15 protein-coding genes are annotated in these 17,214 nt (G+C 56.9%); 5 read left to right on the top strand and 10 right to left on the bottom strand.

The features are described from left to right. Positions 1-26 precede the first annotated feature (26 nt). The 3 genes from AC25BC_RS33695 to AC25BC_RS33685 all read left to right on the top strand — a co-directional run bounded on the left by AC25BC_RS33695 (position 27) and on the right by AC25BC_RS33685 (position 3,502). A complete protein-coding gene (locus AC25BC_RS33695) occupies positions 27-203 on the top strand; it encodes a hypothetical protein (protein WP_164903042.1) in 177 nt (58 codons plus the stop codon). A gap of 236 nt (positions 204-439) precedes the next feature. Beyond that, complete coding sequence (locus tag AC25BC_RS33690; RefSeq protein WP_128439899.1) at positions 440-1,750, top strand: polysaccharide biosynthesis/export family protein; 1,311 nt, start codon at positions 440-442, stop codon at positions 1,748-1,750. 243 nt (positions 1,751-1,993) lie between these two features. Beyond that, positions 1,994-3,502, top strand: a complete 1,509-nt coding sequence (locus tag AC25BC_RS33685; RefSeq protein ID WP_128439900.1) for an O-antigen translocase — start codon at positions 1,994-1,996, stop codon at positions 3,500-3,502. A gap of 321 nt (positions 3,503-3,823) precedes the next feature. On the opposite strand, the gene AC25BC_RS33680 is transcribed toward AC25BC_RS33685, so the two are convergent. Genes AC25BC_RS33680 through AC25BC_RS33655 form a run of 6 tightly spaced genes read right to left on the bottom strand, consistent with a single transcriptional unit; the run spans position 3,824 to position 9,352 of the window. After that, complete coding sequence (locus tag AC25BC_RS33680) at positions 3,824-5,035, bottom strand: DegT/DnrJ/EryC1/StrS family aminotransferase (protein ID WP_128439901.1); 1,212 nt, start codon at positions 5,033-5,035, stop codon at positions 3,824-3,826. Continuing rightward, entirely contained in the window at positions 5,032-6,006 is a 975-nt protein-coding gene (locus AC25BC_RS33675) for an NAD-dependent epimerase/dehydratase family protein (protein ID WP_128439902.1), read from the bottom strand. The genes AC25BC_RS33680 and AC25BC_RS33675 overlap by 4 nt, the downstream gene beginning before the upstream one ends. Continuing rightward, positions 6,003-6,722: an acyltransferase gene (locus AC25BC_RS33670; RefSeq protein WP_128439903.1), complete on the bottom strand. Its 720-nt coding sequence runs from the start codon at positions 6,720-6,722 to the stop codon at positions 6,003-6,005. Before AC25BC_RS33670 ends, AC25BC_RS33675 begins: the two co-directional genes overlap by 4 nt. Next, entirely contained in the window at positions 6,712-7,815 is a 1,104-nt protein-coding gene (locus tag AC25BC_RS33665) for a DegT/DnrJ/EryC1/StrS family aminotransferase (RefSeq protein ID WP_128439904.1), read from the bottom strand. The genes AC25BC_RS33670 and AC25BC_RS33665 overlap by 11 nt, the downstream gene beginning before the upstream one ends. Continuing rightward, positions 7,812-8,849, bottom strand: a complete 1,038-nt coding sequence (locus tag AC25BC_RS33660) for a Gfo/Idh/MocA family protein (RefSeq protein WP_128439905.1) — start codon at positions 8,847-8,849, stop codon at positions 7,812-7,814. Before AC25BC_RS33660 ends, AC25BC_RS33665 begins: the two co-directional genes overlap by 4 nt. Beyond that, entirely contained in the window at positions 8,846-9,352 is a 507-nt protein-coding gene (locus AC25BC_RS33655) for an acyltransferase (protein WP_128439993.1), read from the bottom strand. Before AC25BC_RS33655 ends, AC25BC_RS33660 begins: the two co-directional genes overlap by 4 nt. A 551-nt stretch (positions 9,353-9,903) precedes the next feature. On the opposite strand from AC25BC_RS33655, the gene AC25BC_RS33650 reads away from it, so the two are divergent. Beyond that, positions 9,904-10,680, top strand: coding sequence for a response regulator transcription factor (locus AC25BC_RS33650; protein WP_012760121.1), 777 nt, complete (start codon positions 9,904-9,906; stop codon positions 10,678-10,680). Positions 10,681-10,858: 178 nt separating this feature from the next. Here AC25BC_RS33650 and AC25BC_RS33645 read toward each other — a convergent pair whose 3' ends face one another. Genes AC25BC_RS33645 through AC25BC_RS33630 form a run of 4 tightly spaced genes read right to left on the bottom strand, consistent with a single transcriptional unit; the run spans position 10,859 to position 16,158 of the window. Beyond that, positions 10,859-12,700, bottom strand: a complete 1,842-nt coding sequence (locus tag AC25BC_RS33645; RefSeq protein ID WP_128439906.1) for a glycosyltransferase family protein — start codon at positions 12,698-12,700, stop codon at positions 10,859-10,861. Positions 12,701-12,704: 4 nt separating this feature from the next. Continuing rightward, positions 12,705-13,748 carry a UDP-glucuronic acid decarboxylase family protein gene (locus AC25BC_RS33640; RefSeq protein WP_128439907.1) on the bottom strand — a complete coding sequence of 348 codons (1,044 nt, stop codon included), beginning with the start codon at positions 13,746-13,748 and terminating at the stop codon, positions 12,705-12,707. Between the two features lie 45 nt (positions 13,749-13,793). Then, positions 13,794-15,284: a sugar transferase gene (locus AC25BC_RS33635; protein ID WP_487778599.1), complete on the bottom strand. Its 1,491-nt coding sequence runs from the start codon at positions 15,282-15,284 to the stop codon at positions 13,794-13,796. 7 nt (positions 15,285-15,291) lie between these two features. Then, positions 15,292-16,158: a WecB/TagA/CpsF family glycosyltransferase gene (locus AC25BC_RS33630; RefSeq protein WP_128439909.1), complete on the bottom strand. Its 867-nt coding sequence runs from the start codon at positions 16,156-16,158 to the stop codon at positions 15,292-15,294. A 608-nt stretch (positions 16,159-16,766) separates the two neighbouring features. Here AC25BC_RS33630 and AC25BC_RS33625 point away from each other — a divergent pair. Further along, positions 16,767-17,045 (top strand): hypothetical protein, encoded by a 279-nt coding sequence (locus AC25BC_RS33625; RefSeq protein WP_260694364.1) that lies wholly within the window; start codon positions 16,767-16,769, stop codon positions 17,043-17,045. The last annotated feature ends 169 nt before the right edge of the window (positions 17,046-17,214 follow it).

The raw sequence follows: 17,214 nt of genomic DNA, 5'->3' as shown, positions 1-17,214 counted from the left end.
TCGGCATTGTTGGCATCGGCCACGTGATGGGCGAGACACGCAAGCTGTTCGTTTCGAGGCCTTTTTTCTTTGCGCCGACCGTTAAGGCGACGCTGCCGGTCAATATCAACGTCTCGAAAATCGGCGATCCGAACAATGGCTCTGCCGCAAGGGATCGTTGTCCTTCGCGGCGAGCGCGCCTATTTCTGCGCGTGATCACCTGATTTCCCGGGCCGATGCCCCTGTACCGCAACGAAGGTACATGTTCCTGCCCGGTTTAGATTAAGCACCCTCCCCCACCTCATCAATAGTGATTATGCGAAGTAAACAACCGCCACCTTCCGCAAGGCTTCGCCAGATTGCACACTGGCATTGCGGCTTCGGACCTTTGTGCCCGACGCTTGCGTAACGCGTTGAACCGGTGTCCGTTTAAGGATGCTCTTGCAGGCTGGACATGTAAATGAAGCTATCGTATCGCGTTCTCAACGTGTTTTTTCCGGCGACACTTGTCATCAGTACACTCGTCTTTCTTGCCGGAGCTGTGCCGCCGGCTCTCGCCGATGACACCGCTTTTGCTCCGCAAACGAAAATCCGTCTGACGATTGTCCAATGGATGCAGTCCAAAGGCCAATATGAACGATGGGATGCGCTTGGCGGCGAATATACCGTCTCGGATAAAGGCGCTGTCTTCTTGCCCTTTCTTGGATCTGTTTCCGTCGGCAATCGCGATAACACCAGCCTCACGAACGAGATTGCCAAGCGTCTGCAAGAAAAAATCGGATTGGTTCAGCCACCCGCAGTCACCATCGAAATTCTCGAATACCCGCCAATCTATGTCGTCGGAGACGTAACCACGCCTGGCGAGTACAAATTCCGTTCCGGACTTACCGTCCTGCAATCCCTGGCAATGAGCGGTGGGCCATTCCGCGCCACAAGTCAGCAGCAATCGCAGACGACCAAACTCGCAGGCGAACTGCGGGAAATCGACCACTCGCTGCTGCGCAGCACTGCCAAATTAGCACGGCTCCAAGCAGAGATGATCGGGGCAAAGGAGATCTCGTTCGATCAGACGGTCGGCGTCGATCAGCAATACGCTGCGGGAATATACAACGAGGAACGGGTTATTTTTCAGGCTCGTGCAAATGCGCTGGACAGGCAGTCGAAGGCGCTCACGGAATTGCGTGATCTTTTGAACAGTGAAGTCGGCATGCTGGGCGAGAAGGTGCAGGGCTCGGAGGACAATATCAAATCAATCGAGGAGCAGCTGACCAGCGTCAAAACGCTGGTTTCGAAAGGCCTCACACTCTCGTCGCGTCAATTGGATCTGGAACGGTTGCTCACCACCTACCGCTCCGATCGGCTCGACCTTGTCACCGCCATCATGCGGGGCCGTCAGGCGATCAGTGAGACAACGCGAAATCTTGAGGGGCTTTATGACACGCGGCGAAGCGAAGTCGCTTCCGAATTGCAGTCGGAACAGGCAGGCCTCGATCAGTTCAAATTGAAGCGCGAGATGACGCAAAAACTCCTTCTCGATGACCTTGCGGCAGGAGGCTCGACGACCACCGACGAGGCGCTCCCGCTGACGTTTACGGTGAGCCGGCGAAGCGAAGGGCAAATCAGGCAGTTCCAGGCCTCTGAAACAACGGCGCTGATCCCGGGTGATGTTGTGAGGGTCGTTCGAACCCCAATTGCGGATCCGGTGTCTCAGGCCGCGCCCGCCGACCTGCCGCGTGAACCTGAGACACACGCCAGTCAGGCAAGCCAGTGACCCGCGAAAAGCATGTATTACAAGCGAACTCGCCGCGGACGATTGAGCGCCAAGGCGCTGCGGCTACATGGGCGAGAAAAGTCGCTCTTGATACAAGCTGTCATAAACCTGACCAGACCTTGAATTCACTTTCTGGCCCAACAGCAATGCCTGTGCCGCATATCTGCGAAGCGGCGTTGGGCAACATGTCGGCGACAGCGCGCCGGAGATCCCGCCCCACAGCATAGCGGCCAAGGATAATTGATGACTTTGCGCATGATCCCAACCAGTGGGCAAACTTATACCCAGATCCTCAAGTCGACGATGCTGATGGGCGGTTCCTCGCTCGTGAACGTTGCTTTAAGCATCATTCGCAACAAGGCCCTAGCCGTTCTGCTTGGGCCTGAAGGCGTGGGGCTCATGGGCCTCTACCAGTCAATTGTCGATATCGCGCAAACGGCCGCTGGTCTGGGACTGGGCGGCAGCGGGGTGCGACAGGTCGCCGAGGCCGCCGGTACCGACGACGATGCGAGGATCGCACAGTCGGCGAAGGCGTTGAGACGCATATCGATAATACTCGGCGTGGTTGGCGCGCTCCTTCTTGCGGCGCTGGCATTTCCCGTCTCGGATTTCACCTTCGGCGACTACCAGCACGCCGGTGGCATTGCGCTGCTCTCGCTCGCCGTATTTTTCCGGACGGTGTCGTCCGGGCAGACGGCGTTGATCCAGGGCTTACGTGGCATTGCAAATCTTGCCCGCATCAATGTGCTCACAGGTTTTTTCGGCACGGTTATCACGGTCCCTCTGATTTACCTGTTCGGCGCGCAGGCGATCGCACCCTCCGTCGTAGCGATTGCGGCTGTCACAACACTCTCCACCTGGTGGTACAGCAGACGGATAGGCGCACACTCGCCGCGAATGTCGGCTCGCCAATTTGGCCAAGAGTGGGCACCTCTGCTGAGATTCGGCGCCGTGTTCATGGCGAGCGGACTTCTAACCTTCGGCGCGGCCTATGCCATCCGCATCATCATATTGAAGGATGGGGGCGTGATGGCCGCAGGATTGTATCAGGCAGCCTGGGGGTTGGGCGGTCTCTATGCCGGCTTCATTTTGCAGGCGATGGGAACGGACTTCTATCCGCGCCTGACCACGACTGCGGATAATCATGCCGAATGCAACCGCCTGGTCAATGAACAGATGGAAATCAGCATCCTTCTTGCCGGCCCTGGTCTGCTCGCCACGTTGACGCTGGCGCCGCTCATGATGAGCCTATTTTATTCTTCGGAGTTTCATGGCGCGGTTGATCTCTTGCGCTGGATCTGCCTTGGCATGATGCTTAGGATCATCGCGTGGCCGATGGGTTTCATCATCTTGGCGAAGCGTGCACAATCCATTTTCTTCTGGACGGAGGTGGCGGCCACGCTCGTGCATGTAGGGCTGGCATGGCACTTCGTATCGAAGTTCGGTACGCCAGGAGCAGGCATGGCGTTTTTCGGCCTCTACGTCTGGCATAGCATCCTCATTTACGTGATCGTGCGGCGGCTTACCGGCTTCCGCGGATCCCCAGCCAACCGCAGGCACGTGCTGCTTTTTCTGCCTGCATCGGTGCTGGTATTCTCGGCGTTTTGGGTCTTGCCGTTATGGCCGGCGATAGGGATCGGCACCTTGGCCGTAGCTCTGACTGGGATCTACTCGTTGCGCATGCTGGTCCAGCTTCTTCCGCCCGAAGTGATGCCTGCAGTGATCAGAGGATGGATCGCGAAGTTCGCCTAGAGCCTTTCCTGGTCAGATTGAATCATTCTAGGTGTTCGTCAGGGCAAAGGCGATTGGCGAAGGGCACACCCAAGGTACGTCCGAGCCGATCGCCTCTGATCCAAGTGGAGAGATGCCCGGCTATTCTAGAAGTCTTGCAGATTTGCTGGGCAAATCTGCGGGGGTTGGCTGAAATGGGCCCGCCGGATCGACCATCCGACTCCGTTTGAGCCAACAGAATGCTTCAAATTGACCAGGGACGGCTCTAACAAAAAATGCGCATCGAAGCGATGCGCATCAGGTCCTGCGGCACAACAAAGATTGCATCACGCAATCAGGAAATCATACAAGAGCGATATCCCGATCGTGCTGTAAGGCGGGTATGTTGGCGACCTCAGCCAATGAGCTTCGAAGTGCTTCCACAACCCTGACAATGTCGAGATCCGTCATCTGAGCATAAAGCGGAAGGACTACCGTTTGCCGCTGCGCTGCCACGCTTCGCTCCAGACTTGTGGCGGCACGATAAGAACTCTGGTCGGAATAGGCACCTTCCAGATGAATGTTCATCACACCGCGCCGGGTCGAGATCCCTTGATCGAGCAGTGTCTGCATGACTTTCCGCTGGTCGACGGCATCAGGCAGTCTCACGCAAAAGCTCTGCCAGTTGCTACGAGCCCAATGTGGCTCAACCGGTGAGAGCCCAGGTATCGTAGACAGGCGCTCACGATATTGCTCGGCGAGCCGCCTGCGCTGCGCAATCAGCCCCGGCAGCCGCCGCAACTGTTCCCTTCCAACGGCAGCCTGAAGGTCGGTCATACGGTAGTTGTAGCCCAGTTCGTCATAGTCTTCGAAGATCACCTGTTTCGAGCCATGGCGAACAGCATCGGTGACGCTCATGCCATGCTGACGCCACAGCCGGAATTTTCGATCATACTCAGGATTGGCGGTGGTCAACATGCCACCATCACCCGTCGTGACGACCTTTCGGGGATGGAAGGAAAAACAGGCAATGTCGCCATGCGGCTTGCCAATCTTTTCCCACCGCCCGTCCCACAGGATTTCGCTTCCCGTCGCGCATGCAGCATCTTCGATGACCGGGAGCTGATAGCGCTTGCCGATCTCCACGATCGAGCGGAGATCGCAAGGCATGCCAAGCTGATGCACACATAGGATTGCCTTGGTGCGGGGCGTGATGGCTGCTTCGATCAGGCTGGGGTCTATATTGTAGCCATCGGCTTCGATGTCGACGAAGACAGGGACCGCATTGCAGTATCGAACAGCGTTCGCGGTGGCGATGAACGAATGGCTGACCGTGATGACTTCATCGCCGGCACCGACATCGACCGCCATCAAGGCGAGATGCAGTGCGGTCGTGCAGTTTGAAACGGCGCAGGCATGTGCGGCGCCGACAAAGGCTGCGAATTCGCCCTCGAAGGCCGCGACTTCCGGTCCCTGCGTTACCCATCCTGACATAATAACGCGGCGCGCGGCCTCAGCCTCCTCTTCTCCGAGGACGGGCTTGGCGACCGGAATCGTCGATAGAGACGGGCTCATGCAGCTTGCCCTCCTTCCGCAGCGGTCTTCATCTGCCACCAGGCGACAAGATCGCGAAGCCCTTGTTCCATCGATATTTCCGCTTTGAAGCCCAGGAGTTTCTCGGCCTTGCTGATATCGGCAAGACGACGGGTTACGCCGTTGACCGTGCGGGCTTCTTTGTGCTGCGGTTCGAGTGAGACGCCCATGATGCTGCTCAGCATCTGCGCAAGTTGCAGGAGGCTTATTTCCTCGCCGCTCGCGACATTGAACACTTCATCGGTGACATCGCTCTTCGCAGCCAGCAGGTTTGCCCGGGCGATGTCACGTGCATCGACGAAGTCCATCGTCTGGCCGCCGTCTCCATAGATGAGGGGTGGCATTCCGCTCGCCAGACGCTCCATCCAGCGGATCAACACTTCGGTATAGGCACCGTAAACGTCCATTCGCGGCCCGTATACGTTGAAATAGCGCAGCGCCACATAGCGCAGGCCGTACATCTCCGCGAAGCTGCGAAGCAGCCCCTCGTTAAAGGTCTTGGCCGCGCCGTAGATCGTCCTGTTATTATAGGGATGATGCGCTTCGGTGGTCGGAAAGGTCTCTGCCAAGCCCAGCACAGACGCTGAAGAGGCAGCGACGACCTTCGACACGCCTGCCTTTACGGCAGCTTCGAGAACATTGAACGTGCCTTCGGCCAGCACATCGAAGGCAAGCCGTGGGTCTTCCGCGCATTGCGTGATGCGAATGGCCGCTTGGTGAAAGACGATGTCCACACCCTCGAAGGTTTTCGCCAGCAAGGCTCTGTCACGGATATCTCCCTCGATAATGTTGACGGACCCGCCACCTATTGCCGTGCTGAGATTGTCCCGGCGTCCGCGCACGAAGTTGTCGAGGATGATAATCTCGCGCGGCTTCTCCAATGCGACGAGATCGGCGATATGCGACCCGATCAGGCCGGCTCCGCCGGTAATGAGTACCCGTTGATCTCTCACGATCTTCCTCCATGCGATATATCGACCACAGCATCGGCTTCCGTGCGCCAGCGTATGAACTTCGCCGGCACGCCCGCCACGACTGAAAACGGTTCGACATCGGAAACAACGACTGCGCCCGCTCCGACGATCGCCCCCTTCCCGATGCTCACGCCGGGAAGAATTGTTGCGTTCGTTCCAATATCGGCCCATGCGCCGATGCGGACCGGCTTGATTTCGAGATCCGTGCGAATGATCGGCACATCCACCGGCAGTGCCGTGTGGGTCGACCCAAGCACTTTGGCGCCAGGACCCCAGCCGACACAATCCTCGATAACCAGATCGCGTGCATCGAAATAGGCCATCGGGCCGATCCAGACATTGTCGCCGATCACGCAGGTGCCGTCGAAGCGTCCCTGGATATAGGCCTGGGCGCCGATGAACACGCCATTGCCGATTTCGAACGTTTCCGGATGTTTGAAACCGGCGCCGCCCGCGACCTGCAGTCCCGTGCCGCAGTTCCGCGCGATCGCTTGCCAGATGGCTTTGCGCATCAGTGTGTCAACGACACCGTCACCTGTGGCGAAACGACCGTAAAGGTCTATCAGGCCAGCACGCCCGTATGATTGCCTGAGCTCTTCGACCAACCCAGTTTGATAGCCAGGATCTGCCGGCCTTTCATGGCGACCATGGACCGCCTGCACCAGTCGAGTCTCGCCGGCGCGGTTAACTGACATAGGCGTACTCCAGCGCGGCGGCCACCTGGTCAACGTGTCGTACAGGCATCTCTGGATAGATCGGCAGCGAGAGGACCTCCCGTGCGGCGGCTTCCGAAACCGGGAAGTCCCCGGCCTGGTAACCAAGGTCGGCATGGGCTTTCTGCAGATGAACAGGGATGGGATAATGGAGCCCGGACGGAATGCCTTCAGCGCTGAGCAGGCGTTGAAGCCCATCGCGATCGCGGCTTCTTATGGCATAAACATGATAGACGTGACGCCGGTCGGCTGCTTCAACAGGGATTGTCAAATCCGTCGATCCGGCAAGCAGCGAAGAGTAGCGGCGCGCATGAGCGCGACGCGCCTCGGTCCAGTCTTCAAGGTGCCGGAGCTTGACACGCAGGATCGCGCCTTGAATGGCGTCCATGCGATAGTTAAAGCCTTTCAGCAGATGGTGATAGCGTTGCTCCTGACCCCAGTCTCGCAGCATGCGCATCGTCTTGGCCTGATCATCGTCATTGGTAACGACCATACCCCCCTCGCCGCAGGCGCCGAGGTTCTTGCCCGGATAGAAGCTGAAGCAGCCGGATAGGCCGATACTGCCGGCATGGTGGCCTTTGTATTGCGCACCATGGGCCTGGCAGGCGTCTTCGATGACGGGTATCCCGTGGCGCTCGGCAATTGCCTTGATCGCGTCCATATCGGCCATTTGACCGTAGAGATGGACAGGAACAATGGCCTTGGTGCGGGGCGTAATCTTTGCCTCGACCTCCGCCGGATCCATCGTGAGTGTCACGGGCTCAACATCGACGAACACGGGTCGCGCACCCGTATAGCAGATCGCCGACACGGTTGCGACGAACGTGAATGGCACCGTAATGACCTCATCGCCGGGACCAACGCCCGCCGCAAGCAGGGCAAGATGCAAGGCACTCGTTCCGGTGTTGACCGCTATCGCATGCTTGACGTTGCAATAGTCGGCGAATTCCTGCTCGAAATGCGCGACCTCGTCGCCCAATACGTATTGCCCCGAGGCGAGGACGCCGAGCACCGCGGCGTCGATCTCACCCTTGATCGATTGATATTGTGCCTTAATGTCCAGGAACGGGATCATGCGATGCGCCTTGCCTCTTCGAGCTCGATGATGCGACCGCGCTGGGCTAACGACCGGCTTGCTGCTTCCAGAATGCGAACGACGCGCAGGCCGGCATGGCCGTCCGTAATGGGCCGCGAGTTCTGCTCGATGCACTCGACGAACTGATCCAGTTCGCGTTTCAGTGCTTCGGTCATATCGAGCTTGGGCGCCCACATGTCGCCGCTGCGGTAGCCGACCATCATCTGATGCACTTTCTCGCCGTAAGCCTGAGAATTGGGGTTCAGCGTGATGCCCTTGTCGTAGACCTTGATTTTTTCGCTGGGCTCCAGATCATCGTAGACGATCATCTTGTTGCTGCCACCGATCAGCGTGCGGCGCACCTTGACCGGTGCCAGCCAATTGACGTGGATGTGTGCGATGAGCTTGCTTTCGAAGAAGAGTGTCAGATAGGCGATGTTTTCCGGCTCGCCGAGGACATGGCTCATGCCTGTCGCTGAAACAGCCACCGGCCTTTCCTGCACGACATGGTCCAGGATGGAGAGATCATGCACCGCGAGGTCCCAGATGACGCTGACATCATGCTGAAAGAGCCCCAAATTGACCCGAACCGAGTCGTAATAATACATGTCGCCCAAGCCGTTCTCGACCAGTTCGCGCATCTTGCGGACGGCGCCGGTGTGGACGAAGGTATGATCCACCGCCAGCACGAGGCGTCGGCGTGCGGCCTCTTCGACCATCCGCGAAGCTTCCTCCGTCGTCGATGCCATCGGCTTTTCGACGAAGACATGCTTTCCGGCCATCATCGCCTGCATTGCGAGCTTGAAATGGGTGAAGACCGGCGTCGCGATAGCGATGGCATCCACTCTTGGATCACGCAGCACTTCCTCGAAATCATCGGTGATCGTCACGGCGGGGTAGCGGCTTTTGACAGCCGCCAACCGGTCAACATTGAGATCACAGACAGAAACGAGGTGCGCTCCGGCCGCCTCCGAGATGTTGCGAACCAGATTCGGGCCCCAATATCCATACCCAACAACAGCAATGCCGATCATTTCATTCCTCCCAACGCATACATGTCGACTGGTCCGTCATTGACGCGACCGATCACCCTGGCCGGAACGCCAATAACAATGGCCCCATCCGGTACATCTTTTGTTACAACCGCTCCGGCGCCGACCTGCGCAGCCTCTCCGATGGTCACGCCAGGCAGAATGGTGGCGTTGCTGCCGATCGACGCGTGGCGCTTGACCAGGGTCGGGACGACAATCCAGTCGACCTCCGTCTGCAGGCTGCCATCCGGATTGACGGCGCGCGGGTATGTGTCGTTCGTAAACATGACCCCGTGGCCTATGAACACGCCGTCTTCCAGCGTCACGCCCTCACAGAGAAAGGAATGGCTGGAGATCTTGCAGCTTTTTCCGACCAGGACGTTTTTCTGGATCTCAACGAAGGTGCCGATGCGCGTTCCCGCACCAATTGTGCAGCCGTATAGATTCACAAGATCCGGATGGTGGATAATGGTGCCGTCATCCAGCTTGACGTTTGATGCAATCATCCCTGCAAAACCCCTACTCTTGAACACGCCCAGACTTCCAGTTGAAACCAACAATCGCTTGATTGCACCCAAGGTTTCACACCGACAGGGCTAATATTTTTCTACATTGCAAAGAGAATTGTTTTCTGCATCTGAGTAAAGAAACAAAACGTTTAAGGTTATTCACCTAAAGGCGTATCTACTTATGATGACTTACGCCCATGTTCATACATCGGCCAACGTTGGTGGCGGACTCACCTACCGCATCCGCAGCCGGTCCTCCGCCGGAGACTGCGATTGTTTCCATGCATTTAGTGACCCGTCACAAACTACGGTGTAACGATGAAGTTTATCCTGAAAATTATCTAGTAACGCGTAAGACTACTTCAGATTTACTTTATATTTCCGACTTGTTATGAAAGTTGTGCGCTACTTAGCCTATATTAGCTACTGTAACGTTCCGCGAATTGTGGTATTCGATTCCTACTTTAGAGTTTCCTAAACCCCCGAATTGAGAGGGGTTGGTACTCGGAGCCTTAGTTGAGCGTAACGTGTTAGGGGAGGGTGAAGCTGTGAATTCAGCACTTATACCGAATTTGGACCTCAGGCAGGAGAACGTAGCTCTTCCCCTCAGGATAGATAATCCGAACACAGCTGTCGTGCCGGGAAGACACACGCATTCGCTTGTCATTCTCGATAATCGTGAGCTTGATCGGCAATGCCTGGCGCAATGCATGGCTGCCCAAAAGGCGGATTTGCAGATTCTGGCATTTGGATCAATTGAGGAGTGGAAGCAGAAGCGCGACGAATATCCTCCGCTTTCGGCAATCCTCTTGAACGTCGGCGGCAAAAAGATCGATGAACCGGCCGTTTCGGAGCAAATCCGGAAGCTCTCTTCAGAATTTGTATCAACGCCACTCATCGTATTGGCCGATAGCGACGATTTCGGTCAAATCGTTAGGGCACTTGAGTACGGAGCCAAAGGGTTCATCCCCGCCTCAGTCAGCGTCAGTGTCTGTATGGAGCTGATCGCGCTGTCGGTGGCAGGAGGAATTTTTGTGCCTGCAAGCGCCCTGTTCGCCATGCGTCACTTGCTGGACTCGAGCAATTCGACCGCACGCCCGCTAGCCGGCATATTCACGGATCGTCAGGTCGAAGTCGTGGAGGCGCTCCGACGCGGAAAGGCAAACAAAATTATCGCTTATGAGCTCAACCTGCGAGAAAGCACTGTAAAGGTGCATGTTCGCAATATTATGAAAAAGGTCAAAGCGACGAACAGGACGGAAGTCGTGTTCAAGCTCAACGATCTGTTTCTTTCGGGCGGCTCTGCGACAAACAGCCTGTGCTGATGCGGTCGGCCGATCAGATCTTGGATCGCATCAGGAGCGCATTCTCGCTCTAAACATCCTCGGTGGCTGCACGGCAAATACGCCACCGAGTCCGCGATTGCATCTTCAGCCTCACTTAGAAAGTCTGTCATGTACGACTCTCCAGGTGAGGCTGTCTGCATGTGCAATTTTCCCACGGCTAATTGCCGGTGCCGATAGGAAGCCTGGAAAGCGCTATTCGGATCTTGCGCAACGGGCCTCTCTGCGAATGGGGGACCAGACCCCGCGCAAGATGCCAGAAATATCGGAACTCAGGCAGCGGCGGCACATTCGGCCGCAGGCCATTCAGGCGCAGTCTGACCATCAGGCCATCGACGCCTGAATATAGTCGCAGACGCCAGCCAGCATCACGTTTGAATTGTAGAGATGTTACTTTCTCACCGGCGCTGCTTCCGCCGACGGGAGCGTGACGAAGAACATTTGCAAGATCTGGCTGCTGACAGCGCTCAAGAATATCGGAAACCCATGCAAGCCACTCGGAATCGCTCCGATCAGGAATCTGATGAATGCTTTTTCGATCCCTGCCATACCGCCCCGAGACGACCCCATCGCCTGAGCGACCGAGTTGCGCGATGACGAGGCGCGCGCGCCTGAATTCGTCGTGGGATAGCGATGGATAGAAATCTTGCAGCCTTCGCGCCCGCTCAAACTGGCCTCTGGAGATTAAAGCGAGAAGGAAGTACGCCCACTCGACCGGATCCGGGTTGAGTGCCCCATATTCGCTCATGGTCACCTTGACCAGGTCCACCAGAAGCTCATAGGCGTGATCGGCGTCGCCCTCCTGCAACGCACAGATGGCAAGGCGGAATTTAGCTTCGGGCAGGTAGGATACATAGTCCAGGCAGCGCTCGTAGCACTGCTTGGCCTCCGCCACCCTGCCCTGCTCGAGAAGCAAGTCGCCCTGCTTCAGCAAAGCGCGATCGCTGGCTTCCCCCACGATATGGACGCTCTCTCGCCTGGAGCTACGCTGAACCTTTGTAAGATCGCCGAAGGGGCCGGACTGAATGATCTTTTCACCGAACTGCAGGCCTTTGTTCAGCATGAACCACTGATATATTTGCGGCCTGTGGCTCAGTGTGTGACACGAATGGATCAAACTGTAACCGGCTTTCGTGATACGCCGTATTTTGTCGGGATGGGCAAAAAGGTAATCTAGTCGCTCGACGACGTTTTGGCCGTCAACAAACACACAATTCTCCATATCGACAAAGCCGGCTGCCTCCACTGATGCCGTGCGTTCGGTCACTAGACAGGCATTTGCCCCGGGAATCTCGAAGTGCTTGCGTACGACCTCGCCGCCCATAGTGCCGCAGGTGGGGACGACGAGGCTCGCGTTGAGCGCGCGCGCATAAGCCTCTCCGGACAGGAGCTGGGAAGCTAGCTTGCTCTCATAGGCGTGTTGCGGCGAGACCAGGCAGGGGTAACGGTCGCGGATCATCGGAAAGACCGTCTGTCGCCAGGGATAAAGGCCATAGGCCTGACCTGTTAGCATGACCGGGATGACCTTTTGCTGGCCATAGTCGTGGTAGACTTCGGGATCGATGAAATTTGGCCAGACGAACAGATTTTCCTTCACCGCCGGCATATATTCCGGAGTCATCGTTGCGATCGCGAAATACGCCTCGATGCCCCACTGCTCCATATCGGAAAGGAAGCCCGCGCGTCGATCGCACCATGCGTCGGCGTTATGAAGGCCAAGCTTGGGAACGGCGATATGGGTATTGGTGTTGGTGATTGTTATCCGACGCGACCCATGCGACCGATAACCGCTTTCAAACAGCGTCAGATCCGGTTCGTACCTGTCGCATATCTCTGCATAATCGCAGTCGCGGTTAATGACGACGACATCGAAATGTGTTGTGAGGCATTTGACCTGCTGCTGCATGTGCAGCAGCAGGTAACCGGCCGCGTTCGCATTGGGCTGATGGTCCCATTGAAAAAAAACGAGCCGCGGCTTTCGATCTTTAACGTTGCTATTCATGTCCCTATCGAATGGCTTCAGGAGCAGTGAGTTCGACGTTCGCAGACGCCAGATGCGGATAAGCTTCTTGCGAGGACTTGGCGCTAAGCCTGTTCCTTACGCCGCCGGAAAGCTTCCACTCGAAATAAGCGATCGTTCTCTCAAGCCCCTCACGAAGGTTCACCTTCGGCTGCCAGCCCAGTTGTTGCGTTGCGCGGCTGATATCGGGCTTGCGCTGTGTCGGATCGTCGACCGGCAGAGGATTGAAGACGATACCAGACTTCGATCCGGTCATTTCGATCACCATTTCTGCCAATTCACGAACCTGGAATTCTCCGGGATTGCCGAGATTAATGGGGCCGGTGACCCCGGTGGGCGCACCCATCAGACGGATAAAGCCGTCGATCAGGTCGTCTACATAGCAGAACGACCGTGTTTGCGTGCCGTTGCCAAAGATGGTGATCGGCTCGTTTCGAAGCGCCTGAACGATGAAATTGGAGACGACGCGGCCATCGTTGGTCTGCATGCGAGGCCCATAGGTATTGAAGATCCGCGCCACCCGGATTTCCACGCCATATTGACGATGATAGTCGAAGAACAGCGTTTCGGCGCACCGCTTGCCTTCGTCATAACACGCCCGCGGGCCTATGGGATTGACGCTTCCGCGATAGTCCTCCGTCTGAGGATGGACTGCCGGATCGCCGTAAACTTCGCTGGTGGAAGCCTGGAAGATCTTCGCCTTGGTGCGCTTGGCCAAGCCCAGCATATTGATGGCCCCATGCACATTGGTCTTCACAGTCTGCACAGGATCGAACTGGTAGTGAACAGGAGATGCCGGGCAGGCGAGGTTGTAGATCTCGTCGACTTCCACATAGAGCGGGAAGGTAATGTCGTGCCGAAGTATCTCAAAGCGAGGATCGTCAAGAAGATGCAGCACATTGTCGCGCGAACCGGTGTAGTAATTGTCCACGCAGAGGACGTCATTGCCCTCGCGCAAAAGCCTTTCGCACAGGAATGATCCCAGAAACCCGGTGCCGCCGGTTACCATAATTCGCTTTTGTCCGTGCATTGGTATGCTCCGTTGTTGATGGTTGCCTCGCGGAAGCGAGGATGGTCAGTAGGCTCCCCCGCGCTTGAACACCGCAGGGATTGTGCTGAGAAGAATTTGGCAGTCGAACCACAGGGACCGGTTGTCGATGTAGAACTCGTCGAGTTGCTGCTGCAGCTCGATATCCGCATTGCTTCGTTCGGATATCTGCCAGAGGCCTGTCAGCCCCGGTGTTACCGAACGCCGCTTGTCACGAAATTCGCTGTCCATCGCTGAGAGGTGATATTCTGGAAACGGACGCGGTCCGACGATGGCCATCTGCCCCGCAATGATGTTTGCCAATTGCGGCAGCTCATCGATGCTCGAAGAGCGCAGCATATGTCCGATCACCGGAAGGACGCGCGGATCGTCCTTGAGCTTGAAGTGGCTCAACCACTCGGCGCGCATGTTGGGGTCGTCTCGGAAGACAGCTTCAAGGCGCTGCTCTGCATCCTGATACATCGTCCTCAATTTCAGGACGTGCACCGGCTTGCCTGACCGCCCCTCCCTGGTGTGCCGGAAGAAGACGGGGCCCGGATCGATGGCATAGATTGCGGCCGCTGCAAACGCGATGAATGGGGCGACGACGATCGATGCAGGGATGGCGATTGCGAGATCGAGGATTTGGCGAACCAGGTCCGAGTTCACCGAACTCCCACTGTTGGTAAGGCGAATACCGATTTCTCCGCCGACATCCGCAGGCCGCAATCCGGTTACCTTGAGGCCCGGCGTGTCGGACAGCAAAATGACTTCGGCGAACTTCCGACGCATAGCCGCCAAATCTGGTGCAAGCACGCCTGTGTCGCCCGCAATCATGGCAATGGATGGCCCGCCATCGGGCAATGCCTCCACACTATCGGGGGAAATGGCCTCCGGCCTGATGCCATACTGCCAGTGGTTCTTGAAATGGGCCGCGAGAGCGGGAGTAAGGTTGCCCCCCCCTATGATAACCGCGTGCTCCCCCCAGACTCCAAGTTTCCAGCACAGGCCCCGTGCAAGCCAATGCACAAATGGCTGAACAATCAGCCCGAGAGCGAGGAACCCAATGACGGCAAGCAGCAGTCGTTCCCCCTCCGGTAGGATAATTGCTCCAAACGCCGCCAGGGCAGCCACCTTGACGGCAGCTACAGTGCGTCGCCGCAGATGTTCGTGGTCATGCAACCGATACCCAGGGTAGAGGCCGGCCGATGCGTAAAGAATAATCGCGGCGAGTGCTGCGATCGTGAAGGTACGCTCCGCCAGCGTGCCCTCCAAACCACCGGGGAAAAAGGACAGGACAACAAAATAGGCAACCAAATAGCTTGCAATGTCGCCGGCGGCCAGCAAGGACGAGGTTGCAAGCCGAGGAAGCCGACGCCGTAGTGCGGCGGGCATATTCAGCCCTGCCCGGTCAAAGGGATCGGCGGTCTTGGCTGCTATGGGCGGCACGGAGCCTGCCGCAATCGCCCGCGACATGTCATTTGATGTGGCTGCCTTCGACGGACCCGGTGTCATTGCTGGCGACGCAAATAAGGACATGATGGCTTTACACCTTTACAGCTGCTGCTTTTGGCGCGCTTGATCCAAAAACCGCGTCTTCGATCGGAAACTTCCGAAGCCCCAGTCTCTGGAATGCCGTCAGTGAGATGAAGGTCGGCACGACGACCGCATAGCGCCGCCACAGCCGCCGCGGCTCGCATAAAAGACGGAACGCCCATTCAAAGCCGCTCCTTTGAATGATCCTTGGAGCCTGCCGCTTGAGACCGGCGTGGAAATCGAATGCGGCTCCGACACCGATGAGCATCGATGCCTCCAGATGATCGCGCATGTGCGCCATCCAGAGTTCCTGCTTGGGACTGCTCAGCCCTACCCAGATGACATCGGCGCCCGATCGATTGAGCTGTTCAGCAATCTCTGTTTCCTCCAGCGTCGACAGTTTGCGGAAAGGTGGCGCATAGGAGCCGACGATCCGTGCTTGCGGAAATTTTGCGAGAAGGCGCGCCTGCAGCTGTTCGAGCGTTTCGGCCGTTGCGCCATAAAGGAAGTGGCGCAAGCCCTTGGAGCTGCCGGCATCGAAAACTGATAACATCAGGTCAGGTCCATAGACCCTGTCGCTTTCCGTATGACCGGCACGTTTCAATGCCCATACCAGCGGCATGCCATCGGGTGTCACGAGGAACGCACGGTTATGTATCGACCGGAGCTCGGGATCATCTTGACATCGGACGACGCCGTGTGCGTCGCGAACGCACACATATTCCTTCCTGCCTTCTTCGATCGCTGTTTGAATAAATCCTGTGGCACTTTGGAGATTAACTGCCGAAATGCGAACACCAAGGACATTAATAGATTCCGAATAGCTCGTTCGATTAAGAACCGAAGCTTGACTGCTGTCTGCTTGTTGCTTTCTCATGACCTACGCTTTCGCGATCTAAACTGTCATCAGAATATGCTGTAAGAGCGATTGCCTCCATACTTGCCGTTCCAACTATTGGACGTAGATGAGACTTCATATTTCTACGCCTTACGCGGGGATAAGTTACAATATTTGGAGTAAGGCAATGTACCCCTATGGTTTACGACGTGCTCTTTTTGATGAGTGCCGTCGCGAAAGAGCGTTTGACCGTCGCAAAGTCGAAGAAGATAGTCGCCGTCGCGCAGACAAGGCCGGGGGTGAGCGCACAAGCCGGGAGAGAGATGTGGGGATCCTAACAGGCGAGATGGCGGCCTCGGCTGGCGAGCAGTCAGAGCTGGACGACAGAACCCGCTGCAGAAAGATTGAGTTCCGACAGCTACACCGTCATCAGGGAACTGCTAGCCACCAATCAGGTGGAAAGCTTACGACTGATTGTGACACAGTACCTGAAAGCGGGAGGTCGGTATCAGTACGGCGGCAAATTCCAGCTTCATGCCAGATAGGTCGCAGAGGAAGTCGCCAGATTTCTGACATCCGACGTGATCCTCAATCACCTCAAGGAAATCACGCAACCGCTTGACGTCGTTCTCACAGGCGAATGCGATATGATGATCAACACGACATCGTCGTGGCATAAAGAAGTTCCCCACCACCCTGCCTGCATTGACGGAAATATCATCGCGGACGAGTCTTTCAGGGTCTATAAGGTCGCATTCTACCTGCAGGATCAGGACGAAGATTCGCCAGCGACATTGAAGGTTCGACCAAGATCCCACCTCAGGGGGCTTGTAAAGAGCATGCCGGAGAAGGGCTTGGGCGTACGGGCAATGCCATCATTTTCGATGTGCGGATCGAAAATGGCGGGCAATGCCGACACTCGTTGACAGAAGCCTACGCAAGTTCTGCTGCCGGATCGGGCCGCCACTTCGCGTTGACTCGCAAAGGGCCTTCACCGTGGCACGATCAGCCCTTCGACGGATGGCCGGGACTCCTGACCGCGTTGCGGTTTTCATGACCTTTGGTCCGTCTGGTGTATGGGCCCATTCTTATGCC

Source organism: Rhizobium sp. WSM409 (assembly GCF_057653825.1).
This window is presented reverse-complemented; position numbering and strand designations above follow the sequence as displayed.